This window comes from Escherichia sp. MOD1-EC6162 (assembly GCF_002965125.1).
GTDB classification, from domain to species: domain Bacteria; phylum Pseudomonadota; class Gammaproteobacteria; order Enterobacterales; family Enterobacteriaceae; genus Escherichia; species Escherichia marmotae.
Window position 1 is genome coordinate 41773 of sequence record NZ_PTSB01000007.1, and the last position, 18282, is coordinate 60054.

18 protein-coding genes and 3 tRNA genes are annotated in these 18282 nt (G+C 49.2%); 9 read left to right on the forward strand and 12 right to left on the reverse strand.

Features of this window, described 5'->3' with window-relative positions; all coding sequences use genetic code 11:
• Positions 1–137 precede the first annotated feature (137 nt).
• On the forward strand, positions 138–1790 hold the full coding sequence (locus A9587_RS08010; protein ID WP_001468481.1) for a Na+/H+ antiporter: 1653 nt from the start codon (positions 138–140) through the stop codon (positions 1788–1790).
• 122 nt (positions 1791–1912) lie between these two features.
• On the opposite strand, the gene A9587_RS08015 is transcribed toward A9587_RS08010, so the two are convergent.
• Complete coding sequence (locus A9587_RS08015; protein WP_000091590.1) at positions 1913–2818, reverse strand: GntR family transcriptional regulator; 906 nt, start codon at positions 2816–2818, stop codon at positions 1913–1915.
• Between the two features lie 138 nt (positions 2819–2956).
• On the opposite strand from A9587_RS08015, the gene A9587_RS08020 reads away from it, so the two are divergent.
• Positions 2957–3979, forward strand: coding sequence for a zinc-binding alcohol dehydrogenase family protein (locus A9587_RS08020; RefSeq protein WP_105264010.1), 1023 nt, complete (start codon positions 2957–2959; stop codon positions 3977–3979).
• Positions 3980–4157: 178 nt separating this feature from the next.
• Here A9587_RS08020 and opgB read toward each other — a convergent pair whose 3' ends face one another.
• The 6 genes from opgB to A9587_RS08050 all read right to left on the reverse strand — a co-directional run bounded on the left by opgB (position 4158) and on the right by A9587_RS08050 (position 9872).
• The gene (opgB, locus tag A9587_RS08025) at positions 4158–6449 is read right to left on the reverse strand and encodes a phosphatidylglycerol--membrane-oligosaccharide glycerophosphotransferase (protein WP_105264012.1); all 2292 of its coding nucleotides are present in this window, start codon (positions 6447–6449) and stop codon (positions 4158–4160) included.
• Between the two features lie 259 nt (positions 6450–6708).
• On the reverse strand, positions 6709–7203 hold the full coding sequence (yjjA, locus tag A9587_RS08030) for a DUF2501 domain-containing protein YjjA (RefSeq protein ID WP_001517700.1): 495 nt from the start codon (positions 7201–7203) through the stop codon (positions 6709–6711).
• A gap of 48 nt (positions 7204–7251) precedes the next feature.
• Positions 7252–7989 carry a DNA replication protein DnaC gene (gene dnaC / locus A9587_RS08035; protein WP_001468484.1) on the reverse strand — a complete coding sequence of 246 codons (738 nt, stop codon included), beginning with the start codon at positions 7987–7989 and terminating at the stop codon, positions 7252–7254.
• Between the two features lie 2 nt (positions 7990–7991).
• Entirely contained in the window at positions 7992–8531 is a 540-nt protein-coding gene (gene dnaT, locus A9587_RS08040) for a primosomal protein DnaT (protein WP_105264011.1), read from the reverse strand.
• 106 nt (positions 8532–8637) lie between these two features.
• Positions 8638–9111, reverse strand: a complete 474-nt coding sequence (locus A9587_RS08045) for a threonine/serine exporter (RefSeq protein ID WP_000538195.1) — start codon at positions 9109–9111, stop codon at positions 8638–8640.
• Positions 9102–9872, reverse strand: coding sequence for a threonine/serine ThrE exporter family protein (locus tag A9587_RS08050; RefSeq protein ID WP_001468486.1), 771 nt, complete (start codon positions 9870–9872; stop codon positions 9102–9104). Before A9587_RS08050 ends, A9587_RS08045 begins: the two co-directional genes overlap by 10 nt.
• Before the next feature lie 627 nt (positions 9873–10499).
• Between A9587_RS08050 and A9587_RS08055 the strand changes: the two genes are divergently transcribed.
• Positions 10500–11225: a helix-turn-helix domain-containing protein gene (locus A9587_RS08055; RefSeq protein WP_000936620.1), complete on the forward strand. Its 726-nt coding sequence runs from the start codon at positions 10500–10502 to the stop codon at positions 11223–11225.
• Complete coding sequence (bglJ, locus tag A9587_RS08060) at positions 11183–11860, forward strand: DNA-binding transcriptional activator BglJ (RefSeq protein ID WP_001517702.1); 678 nt, start codon at positions 11183–11185, stop codon at positions 11858–11860. Before A9587_RS08055 ends, bglJ begins: the two co-directional genes overlap by 43 nt.
• A 36-nt stretch (positions 11861–11896) precedes the next feature.
• Here bglJ and fhuF read toward each other — a convergent pair whose 3' ends face one another.
• Positions 11897–12682: a siderophore-iron reductase FhuF gene (fhuF, locus tag A9587_RS08065; protein ID WP_016262840.1), complete on the reverse strand. Its 786-nt coding sequence runs from the start codon at positions 12680–12682 to the stop codon at positions 11897–11899.
• A 140-nt stretch (positions 12683–12822) separates the two neighbouring features.
• Between fhuF and A9587_RS08070 the strand changes: the two genes are divergently transcribed.
• A complete protein-coding gene (locus A9587_RS08070; protein WP_001468488.1) occupies positions 12823–13059 on the forward strand; it encodes a DUF1435 domain-containing protein in 237 nt (78 codons plus the stop codon).
• Positions 13060–13097: 38 nt separating this feature from the next.
• Here the strand turns inward: A9587_RS08070 and A9587_RS08075 are convergent.
• From A9587_RS08075 to rsmC, 4 genes are all read right to left on the reverse strand, one after another.
• A tRNA-Leu gene (locus A9587_RS08075) sits at positions 13098–13184 on the reverse strand.
• Between the two features lie 32 nt (positions 13185–13216).
• Positions 13217–13303: transfer RNA gene (locus tag A9587_RS08080), tRNA-Leu, on the reverse strand.
• A 28-nt stretch (positions 13304–13331) separates the two neighbouring features.
• Positions 13332–13418, reverse strand: a tRNA-Leu gene (locus tag A9587_RS08085).
• Between the two features lie 311 nt (positions 13419–13729).
• Complete coding sequence (gene rsmC, locus A9587_RS08090; protein ID WP_001272304.1) at positions 13730–14761, reverse strand: 16S rRNA (guanine(1207)-N(2))-methyltransferase RsmC; 1032 nt, start codon at positions 14759–14761, stop codon at positions 13730–13732.
• A gap of 102 nt (positions 14762–14863) precedes the next feature.
• Here rsmC and holD point away from each other — a divergent pair, with 102 nt between their 5' ends.
• From holD to prfC, 4 genes are all read left to right on the forward strand, one after another.
• Positions 14864–15277, forward strand: coding sequence for a DNA polymerase III subunit psi (gene holD / locus A9587_RS08095; RefSeq protein WP_000204034.1), 414 nt, complete (start codon positions 14864–14866; stop codon positions 15275–15277).
• On the forward strand, positions 15246–15692 hold the full coding sequence (gene rimI, locus A9587_RS08100) for a ribosomal protein S18-alanine N-acetyltransferase (RefSeq protein ID WP_001092453.1): 447 nt from the start codon (positions 15246–15248) through the stop codon (positions 15690–15692). The genes holD and rimI overlap by 32 nt, the downstream gene beginning before the upstream one ends.
• 14 nt (positions 15693–15706) lie before the next feature.
• A complete protein-coding gene (yjjG, locus tag A9587_RS08105) occupies positions 15707–16384 on the forward strand; it encodes a pyrimidine 5'-nucleotidase (RefSeq protein ID WP_000870712.1) in 678 nt (225 codons plus the stop codon).
• A 90-nt stretch (positions 16385–16474) separates the two neighbouring features.
• The gene (gene prfC / locus A9587_RS08110) at positions 16475–18064 is read left to right on the forward strand and encodes a peptide chain release factor 3 (protein ID WP_000175960.1); all 1590 of its coding nucleotides are present in this window, start codon (positions 16475–16477) and stop codon (positions 18062–18064) included.
• The last annotated feature ends 218 nt before the right edge of the window (positions 18065–18282 follow it).

Sequence of the window (18282 nt, forward strand, 5' to 3'; positions counted from 1 at the left end):
AAGTTGCATTTCTTAATATACTCTCGTGAGTAAATGTTGCGATTAACGATTAATTGTAAGTAATAGATTGGATGTTATTCTTATGAAGTTAGGTTAGTTATATCCATTATTTATGCATGAGGATGCGGAGTAATTATATGGAAATACTTTTAACGATTTTAATTCTTACTCTGGTTGTTTCATTAACCAGTGTGCTGACACGTCTGTCTCCCATCCAGATTCCACTTCCTTTAATCCAGATTGCTGCCGGTGCATTACTGGCTCAGCCCATTTTTGGTTTACATGTGGAATTTAATCCTGAACTTTTCCTGTTATTGTTTATTCCACCGTTGTTGTTTGCTGAAAGTTCAAAAATACAACCTAAAGAGTTGATCAAACACAGTCGGGAAATCGTAGGTCTGGCGCTGATCCTGGTCTTAATCACTATTTTTGCCGTCGGCTACGTTATTCATTTACTGTTACCGAATGTTCCGCTTATTGCGGCGTTTGCATTGGCTGCGGTGTTGTCGCCAACGGATGCTGTCGCATTGTTGGGGATCGTCGGTAAAGGACGAATCAACAAAAGCATTCAGGAAGTGCTTGAAGGCGAAGCATTAATGAATGATGCCTCCGGTTTGGTGGCGTTGAAGTTTGCTGTCGCAGTGACTATGGGGACGATGGAATTTAGCGTGTATGGTGCGACTATCGCCTTTTTTGTCGTGGCAGTGGGCGGTATTGCCGTTGGGATCGCCGTTACCTGGTTATATGGTAAAGGACTGTTGTTGATCAGCCGTTACGCTCACGATGAGCCTTCAATCCAGATCGTGTTGATGTTGCTGCTGCCGTTTATTGTTTATCTGGTGGCGGAGCATTTTGGTTTATCCGGCATCCTCGCCGCTGTTGCCGCAGGGCTAACGACCAGCCGTATTGGCGTCGTGCATCATGCGCCTATACGACTGAGAATTAAGGCGAAAAGCTCCTGGTCAATGCTGGAATATGTCTTCAACGGCATGGTATTTTTGATTCTGGGCTTGCAGCTTCCGGCCATCATTTCGGAATCACTGACCCGCGCACAACACGATCCCTTAGTGCAAACCTGGTCGCTGGTGCTGGATATTGTGTGGATCTACCTTGCATTGATGGTTATGCGCTTTGGTTGGCTATGGTTGATGCGTCTGTACAGCCGCAGGCGGAAAAGTAATCATCCAATGCTGTTTGCCGGATACAAAACACGCCACTTGTTGTTAGCGACTTTTGCTGGCGTTCGTGGGGCTATAACTCTTGCGGGGGTGCTTTCTATACCGTTATTACTGCCCGATGGTGAACCGTTCCCTGGGCGCTATTTGCTGGTGTTTCTCGCTACCGGGGTGATCCTCTTTTCGTTGCTGTGCGGCATTATCATTCTGCCGCTGTTATTGGGGAAAAATGTTAGCCTGTTTAGCGATAACCGGCAGAAAGAAGAGATCGCCGCCGATTTGTTTATGTCTAAAATGGCTATCCTGAGCGTGCAAAAAACTCAGCAACGTTTGCTTGGTGCCAGCACGGAAAACCTCGATAATGAATTAATTATGGAAACCGGGGCCAGAATTATCGATTATATGCGGCGTAATGATGATGATATGTCGGCAAACGATAATTCGTTGCATATGCAACGGACAAAACTGGAAAGAACATTTAATCTGGCGGCGCTGAATGCCAAACGTGCAGCTATTTATCAAATGCGAGCAAGGCAAGAAGTGTGTGATGAAACACTGGCTAAAATTGTCAGTGAATTAGATGTACTGGAAGCATTAATTATGGACAGCCAATAATTTTATTGTTGTTTAATCAATAAATGATGGCTGAGTGTTGTTAACTCAGCATCGTTTATTATTGGCTTGATTTTTATGCCGTGATATAAACTCGGAATAGTAGTTTTTAATCTGTACTTAATTTAACGATGATGCTGTTTGACTGAGCGAATCATCGATTGCCTGGCGGTATCGAGATGATTACGCAGCGCGAGTACGGCATCTAAATCACTGCGGCAAATTAGCGCGCTAAGAATCGTCATATGCTCATCAATGGCAATAATATTACGTTGTTTCAGATCGCTTTCATCCCACTGATAATGACAGTGAAAAATCACCGATATAATTTCAAGTGTTTGATTAAAAAAGATGTTGTCAGCAGCAGATAGCAGCATGGCATGAAAATCGCGGTCTAACTGCGAAAACATACGAAAATTACTGCCAATGCTGTCACGCAGTGTCCGGTGGCGTTCGAGCAGTGTTTTTGCCTGTAACCAGCGTGAATCATCATCTGGCAAATTCAGAAAGTGCTGTAACGCGTGTGTTTCCAGCATCTCCCGCAGTTCAAACAGTTGTTCGGCATAAGACTGATCGAACTGCTTCATGCTCCACTGCCCGCGTTTTTCGCTCTGAATCAGACCATAGCGGCCAAATTTTAAAAGGTATTCTCGTACTACGACCGGGCTGACGCCTGCCGTCCGCGCCAGTTGCAGCTCGGAAAAACTCTCTCCGGCGCGTAGCTGACGCTGGTTAATCATGGTGAAAAATGCCTGCTCGAAAATGTAGTTTTGCTCTGTCAGCGAGACTGTGATGCAATCGAAACCATCGTTCTGTTCGGGTTTGCGGGCGACAACATAATCCTTTCCCACCTGGGTGAGCACGCCGCATGCGCTTAAATGCTGGAGTATGTGGCGTACCGTGGTGCGGCTAATGTTATACATTTCTGCCAGCCCACTTTGTGAAGGGAGTGGGGATGGAATATTTCCCCGCGCCATATCTTCAATCACCTGGTTTATGACGTTATGACGTAAATTCTGTGAACGACTCATTGTTCCCTCCAGTACGGTATTAAAAACCGATTTAAAACATTTTTATGCGTGATCATCCGCATATTTCATGGGCAAATTCAGTCGCTCTTATAAATTCGACGATATCTGGGAGTAATAAAATAAAAGGAGCAGTGAATCATGTCTACAATGAAAGTCTTAATTTGTCAGAAAATAAAGAGTTTAGTCTGGAAAATCCGGGAAAGGCCGGTGGCAGGCGACGATGAAGCATTAATTAAAATTAAAGCTGTCGGAATTTGTGGTACAGATATTCATGCCTGGGCGGGTAATCAGCCATTTTTTAGCTACCCACGTGTTTTAGGTCATGAAATATGTGGGGAGATTATTGATGCAGGGAAAAATATTCACAATTTTAATATTGGGCAGCAGGTTGCAGTAATTCCGTATATCTCTTGTCAGCAGTGTCCTGCGTGTAAAAGTGGTCGCACCAACTGCTGTGAAAGAATTTCAGTCATTGGTGTGCATCAGGATGGTGGTTTTAGTGAGTATCTGGCAGTGCCTGCGGCTAATTTGCTACCCGCAGACGGCATTGACTCGCAGGCGGCTGCGTTGATTGAACCTTTCGCCATTAGCGCTCATGCGGTACGTCGTGCGGCAGTTGCGCCCGGCGAGCAGGTGCTGGTGGTCGGTGCGGGGCCAATCGGTCTGGGCGCGGCGGCAATCGCTAAAGCTGATGGTGCACAGGTGGTAGTGGCAGATACCAGTCCGACTCGCCGTGAGCATGTAGCAACGCGTCTGGAACTGCCGGTGCTGGATCCTTCAGCAGAGGATTTTGATGACCAGTTGCGGGCGCAATTTGGTGGTTCTTTGGCGCAGAAAGTGATCGACGCGACGGGTAATCAACATGCGATGAATAACACAGTTAATCTGATTCGCCACGGCGGCACGGTGGTATTTGTCGGCCTGTTTAAAGGCGAGTTGCAATTCTCTGACCCGGAGTTCCATAAAAAAGAAACCACAATGATGGGTAGCCGCAACGCCACGCCAGAAGATTTCGCGAAAGTCGGGAGATTGATGGCGGAAGGGAAAATCACGGCTGACATGATGTTAACCCATCGCTATCCGTTCGCCACGCTGGCGGAAATCTATGAGCGCGATGTAATTAACAATCCTGAGTTGATTAAGGGCGTTATTACTTTCTGATAATCGGATATTGGTAAAGTTGCCATGCAGCGCTCGGGGACGTGTTGGGCGCTGTTTTTTTACGTTTCAATAATATACCGCAGAACGGATAAGGCGTTCACGCCGCATCCGGCAGTTGTGTGCCGATGCCTGATGCGACGCTTGCGCGTCTTATCCGAACTACAACCAGGCAATATTATTACCCTTCACGCTCAACCACTTTGATTTCCACCATACCAATGCCGAGCTTACGCGGCGAGTGGCCGAGAATGTTCCCTTCGTTGGTTGCGACAGGTTCCGGTGGAACAATCACCAGCGTATCGGCATCGGTTGGGTTATCGAAATGCAGCGTATTGGTGGTCACTTCATTACTCAGCACGATGGTTTGTTCTTCATTGCCTACGCGTACCGGAATGGGGCGGCCGGCGTTATTACCATAGGCTTTGGCGGTGATCACCAGGTCAAATTTCTTCGGCAGCGGATGTTTGTACTCGATTTTCACTTCATCGCTTAACTGCGCGTTTGACCAGCGTCCCCAGGATTCCGGGCGGGAAATTCCACTGAACTGTTTCACCTCTTCCGGCGCACCAGCGACGTTAAAGATGAAACTGTCTGCTTTGTAGCGAATATCGTTATCGACAATTTTCAGCGTATCAACATTCTCTTTGTAGCGTTTCATGTCGATGACCGTGTCTTTAAACGCTGTTTTGCCTTTCCATTCAGGCTTATCAACATGCTGCACAATTTGTTGTCCGCCAAGTTGACCTTGTGAGACGCACCAGTCGGTAGAGAGCGCCAGTTCCGGTGCCCACAGTTGCGCCATCTTGTAACAGCGGTCAACCCAGACGAAATTGTCTCGTGGGGCGAAATCAGCTAACTGGAAACGCAGAGGTGCGGAGTATTCACTTTCTGGCAGAGGCTCCACGCGTTTATCTGACACGCGTAACAGCAGTGGCAGGCGGAAGTGGCTTCCTGAGAATGCGATCATGTTTTTGTTCTGATCAATGGTGAACGTTTTCATCTCGGTAGGGAATTTCCACAAGCGGATGATATCCGGCTTCCACGCCAGCACTTTCTCTTTAATGTTGAGGAACACTTCTGATATTGACTGACCAGACAGGCTGCTGCGTCCGAGACCGAGGAAGTTATCGCCTCCGAGAATATCCAGCACGGTAGCGCCGTTATCCATCGTGTTACGCTTCACTGCCAGCGTCTCTTGCTGCGGTTTGTCGCCACGGATGACAAAAAACAGGTTGTTGCGATCCTGTTTGTTCAGGTATTTCCACGCGGTGTTGTTCATCGCCAGATGGTCGGAAGAGACCACTATAACGGTATCTTTAAACCACGGAGAGGCTTTGATTTTGTTGATAAACGCCGCGATGTTCTCCTGGCTACAACTTACCGCGCTGAATGACTGGTTCGGTTTTCCGTCAAAATCATATTTTTTGCGGTTACAGGTACGTGAGATAAAACCATCCGGGTGATGGGTATCGACCGTCAGAGTAAACAGCGAAAACCGTTGGCCGGAGCGAGACAGTTCTTCAAATTTTTTCCATGCTTCGTCCAGCACCGTATCGTCGTAGAATCCCCAGTCGTTGCGATAATGCGGGTCTGCCACCACGCTTTTCAGTTCTTCCGAACCGTACAAATGGTCGAAGCCGTGTGATTTCAGGAACACATCTTTACCCGCAAAACGCAGGTTGGCTCCCTGCACGAAATAGTTCTGATAACCGGAATTTTTCAGGATATCGCCCAGACAGATGTTCTGTGGGAAGAAGCTGGAAACGGATGCAGAGGCGTTGCCTTCAAACGGGGCAAACAGCGGAATGCCACACTGGGAGGCTACCATGCCAGCAATTGTGTAATCGGTTCCCGGCAGTTGCTGCGTATGGCTGAAATCCAGCCCTTCATTTTTTAGCGCCCCCAGTTCTGGCGTGAGATCCGGGAAAGCGTCGTTGTCAAAATAAGTTCGTTCGAGGCTTTCTCCGTAGATATAAACCAGGTTGAGTTTGGGGGAGGGGATGGTTTTTGACGGCTCTTTATAATAAGCCGCAAAGTCCGGATCGCCGTCGCGCGATTGGGATTTCACCAGTTCCGTTATCTGACGAAATGCCGGGCTGGCATCCACTGAACCCAGCGCCAGCAAGAGTGCCAAAAGGCTGTAGCCAAAATGGTGAGGATGATGTCGGCGGCGGCGAAGGATCCATCCCAGCGCGCCGAACACCGCCGTCAGTGCCAGCACAATGCCGATGCCTGGCAGGATATATTTGCTGACGCCTGCACCGGTCAGGCTGTTGGTTAAGGTATAGAGCACCGCGTCGTTAATACCATCGCCAGTAAAATAGTCGCTGGCAAACAGGGTAATATTTAAAACGACAAATAGCCCCAGCACCGTTAACGTGGCTGCAAACCACCAGGTGTTACGTCCCGCTTTCCATGCGTAGATCAGCACAGAGGCGAGAAACAGGGCGAAAGAGAGTAGTTCTGACAACGGGCGATCCTCACTAAACCAGGCCGTGTAGCCGATGTTTAAGATTTTTTGAGAAACACAATGTAATGGCGCTGCCATATTGCTGCAATTCTAGTGTCAAAAAAATGCGATGTTGTTAGGAATTAGTTTATAAACAGGCTTTTTTATTCAAGGCTGCGTCCCGCATAGCGGGGGATGAAAGCGTGAGAAGCGGGAAAAAGAGAAGGGGAGAGCCGCGCCAGCCGATTAACAGTTAAAACGCGGCATTATACAGAACAGATCAGGAGATAAAGTTCAGGCCTTGCTTTAATACCAGATCGCAGGCTTTGGTTTTCACTTTCTCCGCCAGCGGAGTGGTGCCGATGTTATCCAGATTAAGCTGCTGACCATCTTTGGTTTTCAGCAAACCCTGAATGCCATCCAGATAGTTGGTGTCTTCTTTCTGTTCTTCGCTGTTCAGGCCCAGCTTCTCCAGTACCTGATTTTTGATGTTTTCCGCGTCGGTCACTGAAGCCAGCTTTTGTTTCGCGCAATATTGCAGAATACCTGCGGCATTGTTCATATTGTCTGCGCTTAACGCCTGGTTGCCACTGCTAAGCAGACTCGTTAATGAAGAGAGCGACCAACCACCTTCCTGTGTGGTGCTGCTCTGGTTGCTTAACTCGCTGGCGGCGCTGGAAAGCGCATCTTTCCAGGAAGCGGCATGTGTCCCGGCGGAAATGAATGCGGTGGTGACAATTGCACAGCACAGAAGGTGTTTAACAGTTTTCATCATCATTACTCATAATGGAATTTTGTCGCAGTATAACGCCGGAAATGGGGATTAATACTCTTTACCCGTTACCCGACTACGATAACTGTCCCAGTTGAAGATCACCCACAGGCTGTTGCCCAGGCGCATACGATCCATAACGCGTTCGCCCAGCAATTTCGTCATCTCCTCCATATTGCTGTTGGTCAGCATCCCGGTCGGGCGTTTGGAAGAAGAACGACGATCGACGATCTGGTTGATGATCACTTTTTCGTATTTCGATTCGGTCTGTACACCGATCTCGTCGATCACCAGCAGATCAACGTTGCTCAGATCGTTGAGCAGTTGCTCTTCGCTGGTGCCGCTATTTCTGAAAGTATCTTTCATCGCTGACATAATATCGGCAACAGTAATAATCAATACCGATTTGCCGCGTAGCAGTAGTTCGTTGCAGATCGCTGCCGCCAGGTGGTTTTTACCGGTTCCAGGCTTGCCAGAAAAGATAAAGCTGGCGATGTTGCCGTCGAACTCGTCGACATACTGGCGCGCTTTGCTCAACGCATTCATCTGCCCTTCGCATTCAACACGATAGTTCTCAAAGGAGCAGTTCTGATGCAGCGGACGAATGCCGGAGCGGTTAAAGGTGCGCTGCATTTTCATTGCCCGGTTCTCGCGCTCCAGAGCGGCGGCGCGGAGCGCTCCTTGTTCTTTCTGCCACGCCAGAAGCTCTTCACCCGTTTTGAAGGCGGGTTTGATATGGGCAGGCATCATTTTTTGCAGACGTTGCATCAGGTCGCCAACGTTTTTCATCGTTACCCTCTGAATCCCGGTGGAATTTGGCTGTCAGGTTCGCTGACTGTGTTCACATCTCGTTTCGGCAGTCCGCCATTGCTGGCACGACCAATTTGCAGACTGCGCGCCAGTTTTTGTTGCCATTGCACATGATGAAAGACTTTGCCTTCCGCCTGCCAGTAGGCAATGAATGAGGCCAGTTCTTCGGCGGTAGCGGGTTCTCTTAGCACCACGCCCCATAATGCGGCCAGGCGAGTAAAATCAGCATCTGGCCGCCAGTCCGGGTACATGGCGAATTTTCCCATCGGTACGGCAACGGGGGGAGTTTGCGGTTCCTGATAGAGTTGATCGTCCAGAGCGACATCGCTTCCTGGACGTGTCAGCTTTTCTTCCAGCGCCAGCAGTTCAGCAAGACGTGAGGGCGTGACGGCATAAAACGCCGGAGCGTTGTTAGCAAATACGGCAACCATACCGCCTTCAGCTTTTGCCAGAACGGTCTGGTGATCGTGTACCAGGGCGTCAATACCAACGACGTCCGGGGTCAAAACTCTGGAAGACATACTGTTTCTCAATATGGAACGATGAACGAGAAGGGAGATTACTTTTATAGTAACACACGGATGAAAGGAGGCTGTCTCTCATCCGTGTGCTTTAAGCGAGGCAATTTTATACGCGAGGGCGCTTGCGGTACAACCATAATCCAGGAATGGAAAGGCCGATGGATAACGCGCCAACAATTGATGATGCCGTAAGAAAGTTGGTTAACAGGGTAATCATCAACGGCTCGCTGTAACCTAACTGGCTGATTTTTACGGCTGAAATCATTGCTGTATAAGCAGAGATACCGGGAAACATAGGGATAACGGCTGCCACGGTAAAGACTTTCGGATGCGCCAGATACCAGCGTGACCATTGAATACCAATGGTGCCGACCAGCATGGATGCCATAAAGGTTGACCATTCAATATTCAGCCCGGTATTCATTAAGATCATTCGAGAGCCATGACCAATCGCGCCAAGCAGTGCACACCAGCGTAACGCCCGAACCGGCACATTGAATACCATCGCAAAGCCGACTGCAGGAATTGCCGCGAGGATCATATCCTGCACTAGTGCTAAGAGAAATTCGATCACACCCATCCGCGTAGTCCCCAAATCGTGAGTGCCATCACCACGCCAACGCAGGTAGCCAACGTCAATAGGCTGGCAATCGCCCAGCGTGCCAGCCCGGTATTGATGTGCCCTTTAAACATATCAGCGACGGCATTAATCAACGGAAAGCCCGGCACCAGCAGCAGAACGCTGGCAGCCATCGCGATTGTTGGCGTATTGCTGAAGGCAGGGAGTTGTAAAAGCAAACCAGAAATCGTGGTGGCGGCAAATGCGGTGATGCAAAAGTTTATCTGAGGGTGGAGATGACGTTGCGCCAGTAGCTGACGGATATACATTGCGACCGTGCTGGCAAAGAAGGTGATGACAGCACCATCCCAGCCACCTTTATTGAGCTTACAGAAACAGGCGCATGACAGACCAACCATCAAGGCGACCAGCCATCTCGGGTAACGTAAGGGTTGAATCTGGCTAAAACGTTTCTCCACGCCTTTGTAATCCAGCAGGTGATGCTCCGCCAGAATCACAATATGCTGAACTTCCGTCACTACATGCATATTAATGCCGCGATCGTGATTTTTGCGCGTAGATGTCAGGCATTGCCCATCTTTAATGGTAGTAAGCACAATGGCGTTCGAAGAGATAGAACTTTCGACGCAGTCCATTCCCAATGCCCGACCCAGTCGCGAGGAAAGCTCATCAACTAACGCGCTTTCCGCTCCATGTTGCAAAAGAAATAATCCACACTGGATACAAAGCCGTGTTACGGCTCGCTGTTGCTCAGTCTGCATAACTCGTCCTTTGTCATAGACGTGCTGCGTATTGTTCAAATAATGAGACCCCATTTGTATCATGAAGAGCGGTTGTTTTGGGGTAGGTTAAGATCAAAATTGCGCTGATTAGTCCTGGTTGGCGGGTGAAGTTCAGTGGCGAAAAGCGAATTTTTTATCGCTGCAAAAAAATTATCATATGAATATTATAATTATAATGAATTTATAATTTGTCTCTTACGGATTAGAGTAATGGATGGCCGTTCGTGCTTTTGAATTTTAAACAGATAAAATCATCAGATTTTACTGATTTTTTTTGTATAAATGCTGACGAGATGTTTTTTGTTCGATGGGAAGGCGGTATTTTAATTATATCTTAAACTAATGGAATTCCAGGGTTTCCATTAAGTATTTCTAACAAGTTAATTTAGTTATTTTAAATGTCTCCAGGCTATTTCACCAGGTTATCATTTGATGCTAACCTTCTGACACATGCCGTGGAGTTATTGTGCAGCAGGAGTATGCTGATATGAAAGTGAATGCTAAGGATAATTTATTCGCTTAATCTATTAATTTGCTGGAAGCATTTAAGGAATGAATATCCTGAATAAACCATCATGATTTTTAGACAGTGGATGTGGAGGAAATATGTTGCCAGGATGCTGCAAAAATGGAATTGTTATCAGTAAAATACCGGTTATGCAAGCAGGGTTAAAAGAGGTTATGAGGACTCACTTCCCTGAATATGAAATAATATCCAGAGCCTCCGCGGAGGATCTTACCTTATTACAATTACGTCGCTCCGGATTAGTCATTGCCGATTTAACCGGCGAAAATGACAATCCACATTCCGTTTGTGAACATTATTATTCATTGATCTCACAATACAGGGAAATTCATTGGGTTTTCATGGTTTCGCGTGCCTGGTACTCTCAGGCGGTAGAACTGCTTATGTGCCCGGCAGCGACGTTACTGTCCGATATCGAACCCATTGAGAATCTGGTTAAGACGGTTCGTTCCGGTAATGCGCATGCAGAGCGTATCAGCGCCATGCTGACCTCCCCGGCAATGACTGAAACTCAGGATTTTAGCTATCGCACCGTCATTCTGACACTTTCAGAGCGCAAGGTACTGCGGTTGTTAGGCAAAGGATGGGGCATCAACCAGATAGCTTCATTGCTTAAGAAAAGCAATAAAACCATCAGCGCACAAAAAAACAGTGCGATGCGTCGGCTGGCAATTCACAGCAACGCTGAGATGTATGCATGGATAAATAGCGCGCAGGGGGCAAGAGAACTTAACTTGCCTTCGGTTTATGGAGATGCCGCAGAATGGAACACAGCCGAATTAAGAAGAGAAATGTCGCACTCATAGAGAAGTGCGTCATGAGTAGTATCGGTATTGAAAGCTTATTCAGAAAGTTTGCGGGTAACCCTTATACACTCCATATCTATAGAAGCCAGGAGGCGTTTCAGGATGCGATGTCGCGGGTCTCATTTGCGGCGGTTATTTTTTCTTTTTCTGCCATGAGAAGTGAGCGCAGAGAGGGATTATCTTATTTGACTGAGCTGGCTATTAAATTTCCGCGTACCCGGCGTTTAGTTATTGCGGATGATGATATTGAAGCACGATTAATCGGATCATTATCGCCATCACCGTTGGACGGTGTATTAAGTAAAGCATCGACGCTGGACATTTTTTATCAGGAGCTGTTTCTGTCATTAAATGGCGTGCGTCAGGCTACCGATCGCCTGAACAATCAGTGGTACATTAATCAAAGCCGGACGCTAAGCCCAACGGAGAGAGAAATATTGCGTTTTATGTCGCGTGGCTACTCAATGACACAAATTGCCGAGCAGCTTAAACGAAATATTAAAACGATCCGCGCGCATAAATTTAATGTGATGTCGAAACTGGGCGTCAGTTCCGATGCTGGGTTGTTGGAGGCTGCAGACATTCTGTTATGTATGCGGGTTTCAGAAACAAGCAATGTGTTGCATTCCTTTTAATACGCTAATGCCGGGTTATCACCCCGGCAGAGTTTTTCATTTCAGCGTACAGTCGCCGCATTGCTGTACATCCGGCAAGCGATAACGTTGGCAGCAGGTACGGCGCACCAACAGGCCGTCGCGCAGCACCACCGTACGCCAAAGAGGATTATCTTCACCCGTGGAGAGTGTTTTCTCAAAAAAGAGAGCATGGCGAAGTGATTCAACTGTCGCATCACCAAGTAACTGCTTCATCTCAGTCAAATACCAGTTGATCAGATAGCCGGTATTACTCCAGATAAGTTTGCCATTGATTTCGCCGGTGGCTTCTAATGCCTGCACAACCGGGGCGATCGCCTGACTGATTAACTTTTCCATTCGCTGCTGTGGCAAATGCGGAGCGTTCTTGTCCTCACACACGTCGATCCAGAAACAGGCGGCACGCCCGGTTTCGTGAAACTCAACGTGAAAATGTTCCGGGGAAAGATCTAACGCTTTTTCCTGTGTTAACAGCGCCAGCATTAATGGCGGCATCATCAGACCGATATACCATTGCGCCCACAGTGAGATCAGCGGCTTATTCTCGCGGAGCATCAATGGTTGATTGCGGTAGATATGATCGGAATAAACAGCCAACAGGGAACGCAGGGCCGTTGGAGAAGACCATTGCGCCAGCGTCAGGGCGCTAAGTGGGGCGGGTTCATCCAGACGGATAAACTCCAGCAAATGTTCACGATGTTCTGCGATCGTCGCACGTACTGTTTCCGCAAGTGTTGGATCTTGCGGCTGGAGATGCGTTCGCCAGATAACATCTTCAAGAAGCGGTGCGGAACGATAGGCCATAATCGTGATAGTAATCTAAATGATAATGATTGCTAATCCTAGCGATAGGTTTAAACGATAGCAAGGGATTTTGCTAGCTTGCAAACGATAAAAATTATCATATGATATTGCTTATCATTATCAACAAAAGAGATAAAACCATGTTGCAACGTACACTGGGCAGTGGTTGGGGAGTGTTGCTGCCGGGATTGCTGATTGCAGGACTGACGTATGTGGATTTATCGCCGGAACTGTGGCGGATTGTCATGCTGATGGGATTATTGGTGACACCGCTGATGCTGTATCACAAACAGTTACGGCATTATGTTTTGTTGCCATCGTGCCTGGCGCTAATTGCGAGCGTCATACTGATGATAACGAGCTGGGATCAAGGATGATAAAACAGGGAAGAAACAAGAAAGGAAGTAAAGATAATTGGTGCGAGGGGGGGGACTTGAACCCCCACGTCCGTAAGGACACTAACACCTGAAGCTAGCGCGTCTACCAATTCCGCCACCTTCGCACAGTCATCTTACTTTTTTGATATCGCCTCGTTGGTGCGAGGGGGGGGACTTGAACCCCCACGTCCGTAAGAACACTAACACCTGAAGCTAGCGCGTCTACCAATTCCGCCACCTTCGCCCAGTGCGAGCAATATCAACGTGGTTTTTGGTGCGAGGGGGGGGACTTGAACCCCCACGTCCGTAAGGACACTAACACCTGAAGCTAGCGCGTCTACCAATTCCGCCACCTTCGCATACCATCAATTCTTAAAAAAGAATTGCTACCACGGAGGCGCATTCTAGTGGTTTTCAGTTTTTCGTCAATAGTTAATTGTCGCCTGATGTGTGATTGCTGGAAAAATGGCCATCAGTGGATTGTGGATAATTCGTTTGTCGGTCAGATCAGGCGTTCACGTCGCATCCGACATGGCTTGTGGCTGTATATGCCAGATGCGACGCTGACGCGTCTTATCTGGCCTACGGAGGGCTAACGTACAGGTTTTGTTGGTTGGATAAGGCGTTTACGCCGCATCCGACACGGCATGCGGCGACAGGTGCCAGAGACTTAACCTTTCTTCGCCTGGCGGGTCATAATGGCGCGATACACCTTGAAACGCCCGGTTTGTGCGATGACTTCATGGAAGCCAAATGTTTCATCCAGCAGATCCGGATAAGGCAGGAACGCATTCGCTACAATCCGCAACTCGCCGCCGCTATTAAGATGACGTACCGCGCCGCGAATCAACGTTTGCGCAGCATCAAGGCTGGTTTGCATTCCATCGTGGAACGGTGGGTTGGAGATAATCATGTCAAAACGACCTTTCACCTCGGAAAAGACGTTGCTGGCAAAGACTTCACCTTCAACACCGTTAGCGGAAAGTGTCGCGCGACTGGCTTCTACTGCCGGTGCGGAGACATCGCACAAGGTGAGGCGAATTTTCGGTGAATGGTGCGCAAAAGCAACCGAAAGCACGCCTGCACCGCAGCCGACATCCAGCACTTTGCCTTTCGTGTGCGGAGTAAATGTCGAAAGCAGCAACTGGCTACCGACATCCAGGCCGTCACGACTAAACACGCCCGGCAACGTTTTGACCGTCAGGCCATCAACGTTGTATTCGCCCCAGAATTTATCAGCATCAAACTCCGGCTGCTTTTCCAGACGACCAAAATAGAGGCCGCAGCGGCGGGCGCTGTCTACCTTATTCAGTGGTGCGTAGTCCGCCAACATCTGCTCGGCGCTGCGCACACCGCTGCGGTTTTCGCCCACGACGAAAATATCTGTCCCTACCGGCAGCAGTGACAGTAGGTTCATCAGTTGGAATTGCGCTTCTGGTTTGTTCTTCGGCCAGTAGTAGATCAGCGTATCGCAATCTGCGACGTCGTCCGCCGTAGCGATCAGGCTAAAACGGGCGTTATCACCCATCTGGCGACTTAACACCTGCCAATGGTGGAATTGCTGGGTATGAGCACGACTGGCCGCGGTATCTAAACGCGCGGGCAGGTCATCCTGTAAGTCACCGGCAAACAGAATACGGCTTTGTTCGAAATCATCACTGTGGCGCAGCAAGACTTCACTTGCCGGGGTAAATGCAGACATGGAATGCTCCTCAATTGATACTGGCGGCGATTATAGCCATATGTTGGCGCGGTATCGACGAATTTGCTATATTTGCGCCCCTGACAACAGGAGCGATTCGCTATGACATCCCGACGAGACTGGCAGTTACAGCAACTGGGCATTACCCAGTGGTCGCTGCGTCGCCCTGGCGCGTTGCAGGGAGAGGTAGCCATTGCGATCCCGGCACACGTTCGTCTGGTGATGGTGGCAAACGATATTCCCGCCCTGACCGATCCGCTGGTGAGTGACGTTTTGCGCGCATTAACCGTTAGCCCCGAGCAGGTACTGCAATTGACGCCCGAAAGGATCGCGATGCTACCGCAAGGTAGTCGCTGCAACAGTTGGCGGCTGGGCACTGATGAACCGCTGTCACTGGAAGGTGCCCAGATAGCATCCCCGACGCTCACTGAATTACGGGCAAACCCAACGGCACGCGCCGCGTTATGGCAACAAATTTGCACATATGAACACGATTTCTTCCCTCGAAACGACTGATTTACCAGCGGCTTTTAACATTGAACAACGCGCCCACGCCTTTCCGTGGAGCGAAAAAACCTTTGCCAGCAACCAGGGCGAACGCTATCTCAACTTTCAGTTAACGCAAAACGGCAAAATGGCGGCGTTTGCGATTACGCAAGTGGTGCTGGATGAAGCTACATTGTTCAATATTGCTGTCGATCCCGACTATCAGCGTCAGGGATTGGGAAGGGCGCTACTGGAGCATCTGATCGACGAACTGGAAAAACGCGGCGTGGCAACGCTATGGCTGGAGGTCCGCGCCTCAAACGCTGCCGCCATTGCCCTGTATGAAAGTTTAGGTTTTAACGAGGCGACGATTCGCCGCAATTACTACCCCACCACGGACGGTCGCGAAGACGCCATCATCATGGCGTTGCCAATCAGTATGTAAGACAAGGTGGAATAATGAAGTGGGACTGGATTTTCTTTGATGCCGATGAAACGCTGTTTACTTTTGACTCGTTCACCGGCCTGCAGCGGATGTTTCTTGACTACAGCGTCACCTTTACCGCTGAAGATTTTCAGGACTATCAGGCCGTTAACAAGCCACTGTGGGTGGATTATCAAAACGGCGCGATCACTTCATTACAGCTTCAGCACGGGCGTTTTGAAAGCTGGGCCGAACGACTGAACGTCGAGCCAGGTAAACTCAACGAGGCCTTTATAAATGCGATGGCGGAAATCTGCACGCCGCTGCCGGGCGCGGTTTCCCTGCTTAACGCCATTCGCGGCAACGCCAAAATCGGCATCATCACCAACGGCTTTAGCGCCTTGCAGCAGGTGCGTCTGGAACGCACGGGCCTGCGTGATTATTTCGATTTGCTAGTGATTTCCGAAGAAGTTGGTGTCGCCAAGCCGAATAAGAAAATTTTCGATTATGCCCTGGAACAGGCGGGCAATCCTGACCGTTCACGAGTGCTGATGGTCGGTGATACTGCTGAGTCCGATATTCTCGGTGGTATCAATGCCGGGCTTGCGACCTGCTGGCTGAATGCGCACAACCGTGAGCAACCAGAAGGTATCGCACCCACCTGGACCGTTTCATCGTTGCATGAACTGGAGCAACTCCTGTGTAAACACTGATTGCCTCCCCCCCGTTGATGGGTAAAATAGCCGCAATTTTTCGTTTTCAACAAGCGCGGCGCGATGCCGCTTACTCAAGAAGAAAGAATTATGACGTTGTCTCCTTATTTGCAAGAGGTGGCGAAGCGCCGCACTTTTGCCATTATTTCTCACCCGGACGCAGGTAAGACCACTATTACCGAGAAGGTGTTGCTGTTCGGACAGGCCATTCAGACCGCCGGTACAGTAAAAGGCCGTGGCTCTAACCAGCACGCGAAGTCGGACTGGATGGAGATGGAAAAGCAGCGTGGTATCTCTATTACCACTTCTGTGATGCAGTTCCCTTATAAGGATTGCCTGGTTAACCTGCTCGACACCCCGGGGCACGAAGACTTCTCGGAAGATACCTATCGTACACTGACTGCAGTGGACTGCTGCCTGATGGTGATCGACGCCGCAAAAGGTGTAGAAGATCGTACCCGCAAGCTGATGGAAGTTACCCGTCTGCGCGATACGCCGATCCTCACCTTTATGAACAAACTTGACCGTGATATCCGCGACCCGATGGAATTGCTCGATGAAGTTGAAAACGAGCTGAAAATCGGTTGTGCGCCGATCACCTGGCCGATTGGCTGCGGCAAGCTGTTTAAAGGCGTTTACCATCTTTATAAAGATGAAACGTATCTCTATCAGAGCGGTAAAGGTCACACCATTCAGGAAGTGCGCATTGTTAAAGGGCTGAACAACCCGGATCTCGATGCTGCTGTTGGTGAAGATCTGGCGCAACAACTGCGTGATGAACTGGAACTGGTGAAAGGCGCATCTAACGAGTTCGACAAAGAGCTGTTCCTTGCAGGTGAAATCACCCCGGTATTTTTTGGTACTGCGCTGGGTAACTTCGGCGTGGATCATATGCTGGACGGGCTGGTGGAGTGGGCGCCTGCGCCGATGTCGCGTCAGACAGATACTCGCACTGTAGAGGCGAGCGAAGACAAATTTACCGGCTTCGTATTTAAAATTCAGGCCAACATGGACCCGAAACACCGCGACCGCGTGGCGTTTATGCGAGTCGTGTCCGGTAAATATGAAAAAGGCATGAAACTGCGCCAGGTGCGTACCGCGAAAGACGTGGTGATTTCCGACGCATTGACCTTTATGGCGGGCGACCGTTCGCACGTTGAAGAAGCTTATCCGGGCGATATCCTTGGTCTGCACAACCACGGCACTATTCAGATTGGCGACACCTTTACCCAGGGCGAGATGATGAAGTTCACCGGTATTCCGAACTTCGCACCAGAACTGTTCCGCCGTATCCGCCTGAAAGATCCGCTGAAGCAAAAACAACTGCTCAAAGGGCTGGTACAGCTTTCCGAAGAGGGCGCGGTACAGGTGTTCCGTCCGCTCTCCAACAACGACCTGATCGTAGGTGCGGTTGGTGTGCTGCAGTTTGATGTGGTGGTATCGCGCCTGAAGAGCGAATACAACGTTGAAGCCGTGTACGAGTCGGTCAACGTTGCCACCGCCCGTTGGGTAGAATGTGCGGACGCGAAGAAATTCGAAGAGTTCAAGCGTAAGAACGAAAGCCAACTGGCGCTTGATGGCGGCGACAACCTCGCTTACATCGCTACCAGCATGGTGAACTTGCGCTTAGCGCAAGAGCGTTACCCGGATGTTCAGTTCCACCAGACTCGCGAACATTAATTCTTGCCTCAAGGGCGCGGCAACCGCTGCGCCCTGTCACTTTCCCTTCCTTATTAGCTGCTTGCGGAATGTTCTTAAAACATTCGCTTTTGCTTATGTTTGCGCGTTTTTTAGCCGATGCGGCGAGCGGTTTCAAAATTGTGATCTATATTTAACAAAGTGATGACATTTGTGACGGCTTTAAATACCGTTCAATTCGTGGATATCAGTATTTAAAA

Bases quoted from the DNA above. Each gene is read 5' to 3' on its own strand.
- A9587_RS08010 (WP_001468481.1), top strand. From the start codon at position 138: ATGGAAATACTTTTAACGATTTTAATTCTTACTCTGGTTGTTTCATTA.
- A9587_RS08015 (WP_000091590.1), bottom strand. From the start codon at position 2,818: ATGAGTCGTTCACAGAATTTACGTCATAACGTCATAAACCAGGTGATT.
- A9587_RS08020 (WP_105264010.1), top strand. From the start codon at position 2,957: ATGTCTACAATGAAAGTCTTAATTTGTCAGAAAATAAAGAGTTTAGTC.
- yjjA (WP_001517700.1), bottom strand. From the start codon at position 7,203: ATGATGAAAACTGTTAAACACCTTCTGTGCTGTGCAATTGTCACCACC.
- dnaC (WP_001468484.1), bottom strand. From the start codon at position 7,989: ATGAAAAACGTTGGCGACCTGATGCAACGTCTGCAAAAAATGATGCCT.
- dnaT (WP_105264011.1), bottom strand. From the start codon at position 8,531: ATGTCTTCCAGAGTTTTGACCCCGGACGTCGTTGGTATTGACGCCCTG.
- A9587_RS08045 (WP_000538195.1), bottom strand. From the start codon at position 9,111: ATGGGTGTGATCGAATTTCTCTTAGCACTAGTGCAGGATATGATCCTC.
- A9587_RS08050 (WP_001468486.1), bottom strand. From the start codon at position 9,872: ATGCAGACTGAGCAACAGCGAGCCGTAACACGGCTTTGTATCCAGTGT.
- A9587_RS08055 (WP_000936620.1), top strand. From the start codon at position 10,500: ATGTTGCCAGGATGCTGCAAAAATGGAATTGTTATCAGTAAAATACCG.
- bglJ (WP_001517702.1), top strand. From the start codon at position 11,183: ATGGAACACAGCCGAATTAAGAAGAGAAATGTCGCACTCATAGAGAAG.
- fhuF (WP_016262840.1), bottom strand. From the start codon at position 12,682: ATGGCCTATCGTTCCGCACCGCTTCTTGAAGATGTTATCTGGCGAACG.
- A9587_RS08070 (WP_001468488.1), top strand. From the start codon at position 12,823: ATGTTGCAACGTACACTGGGCAGTGGTTGGGGAGTGTTGCTGCCGGGA.
- rsmC (WP_001272304.1), bottom strand. From the start codon at position 14,761: ATGTCTGCATTTACCCCGGCAAGTGAAGTCTTGCTGCGCCACAGTGAT.
- holD (WP_000204034.1), top strand. From the start codon at position 14,864: ATGACATCCCGACGAGACTGGCAGTTACAGCAACTGGGCATTACCCAG.
- rimI (WP_001092453.1), top strand. From the start codon at position 15,246: ATGAACACGATTTCTTCCCTCGAAACGACTGATTTACCAGCGGCTTTT.
- yjjG (WP_000870712.1), top strand. From the start codon at position 15,707: ATGAAGTGGGACTGGATTTTCTTTGATGCCGATGAAACGCTGTTTACT.
- prfC (WP_000175960.1), top strand. From the start codon at position 16,475: ATGACGTTGTCTCCTTATTTGCAAGAGGTGGCGAAGCGCCGCACTTTT.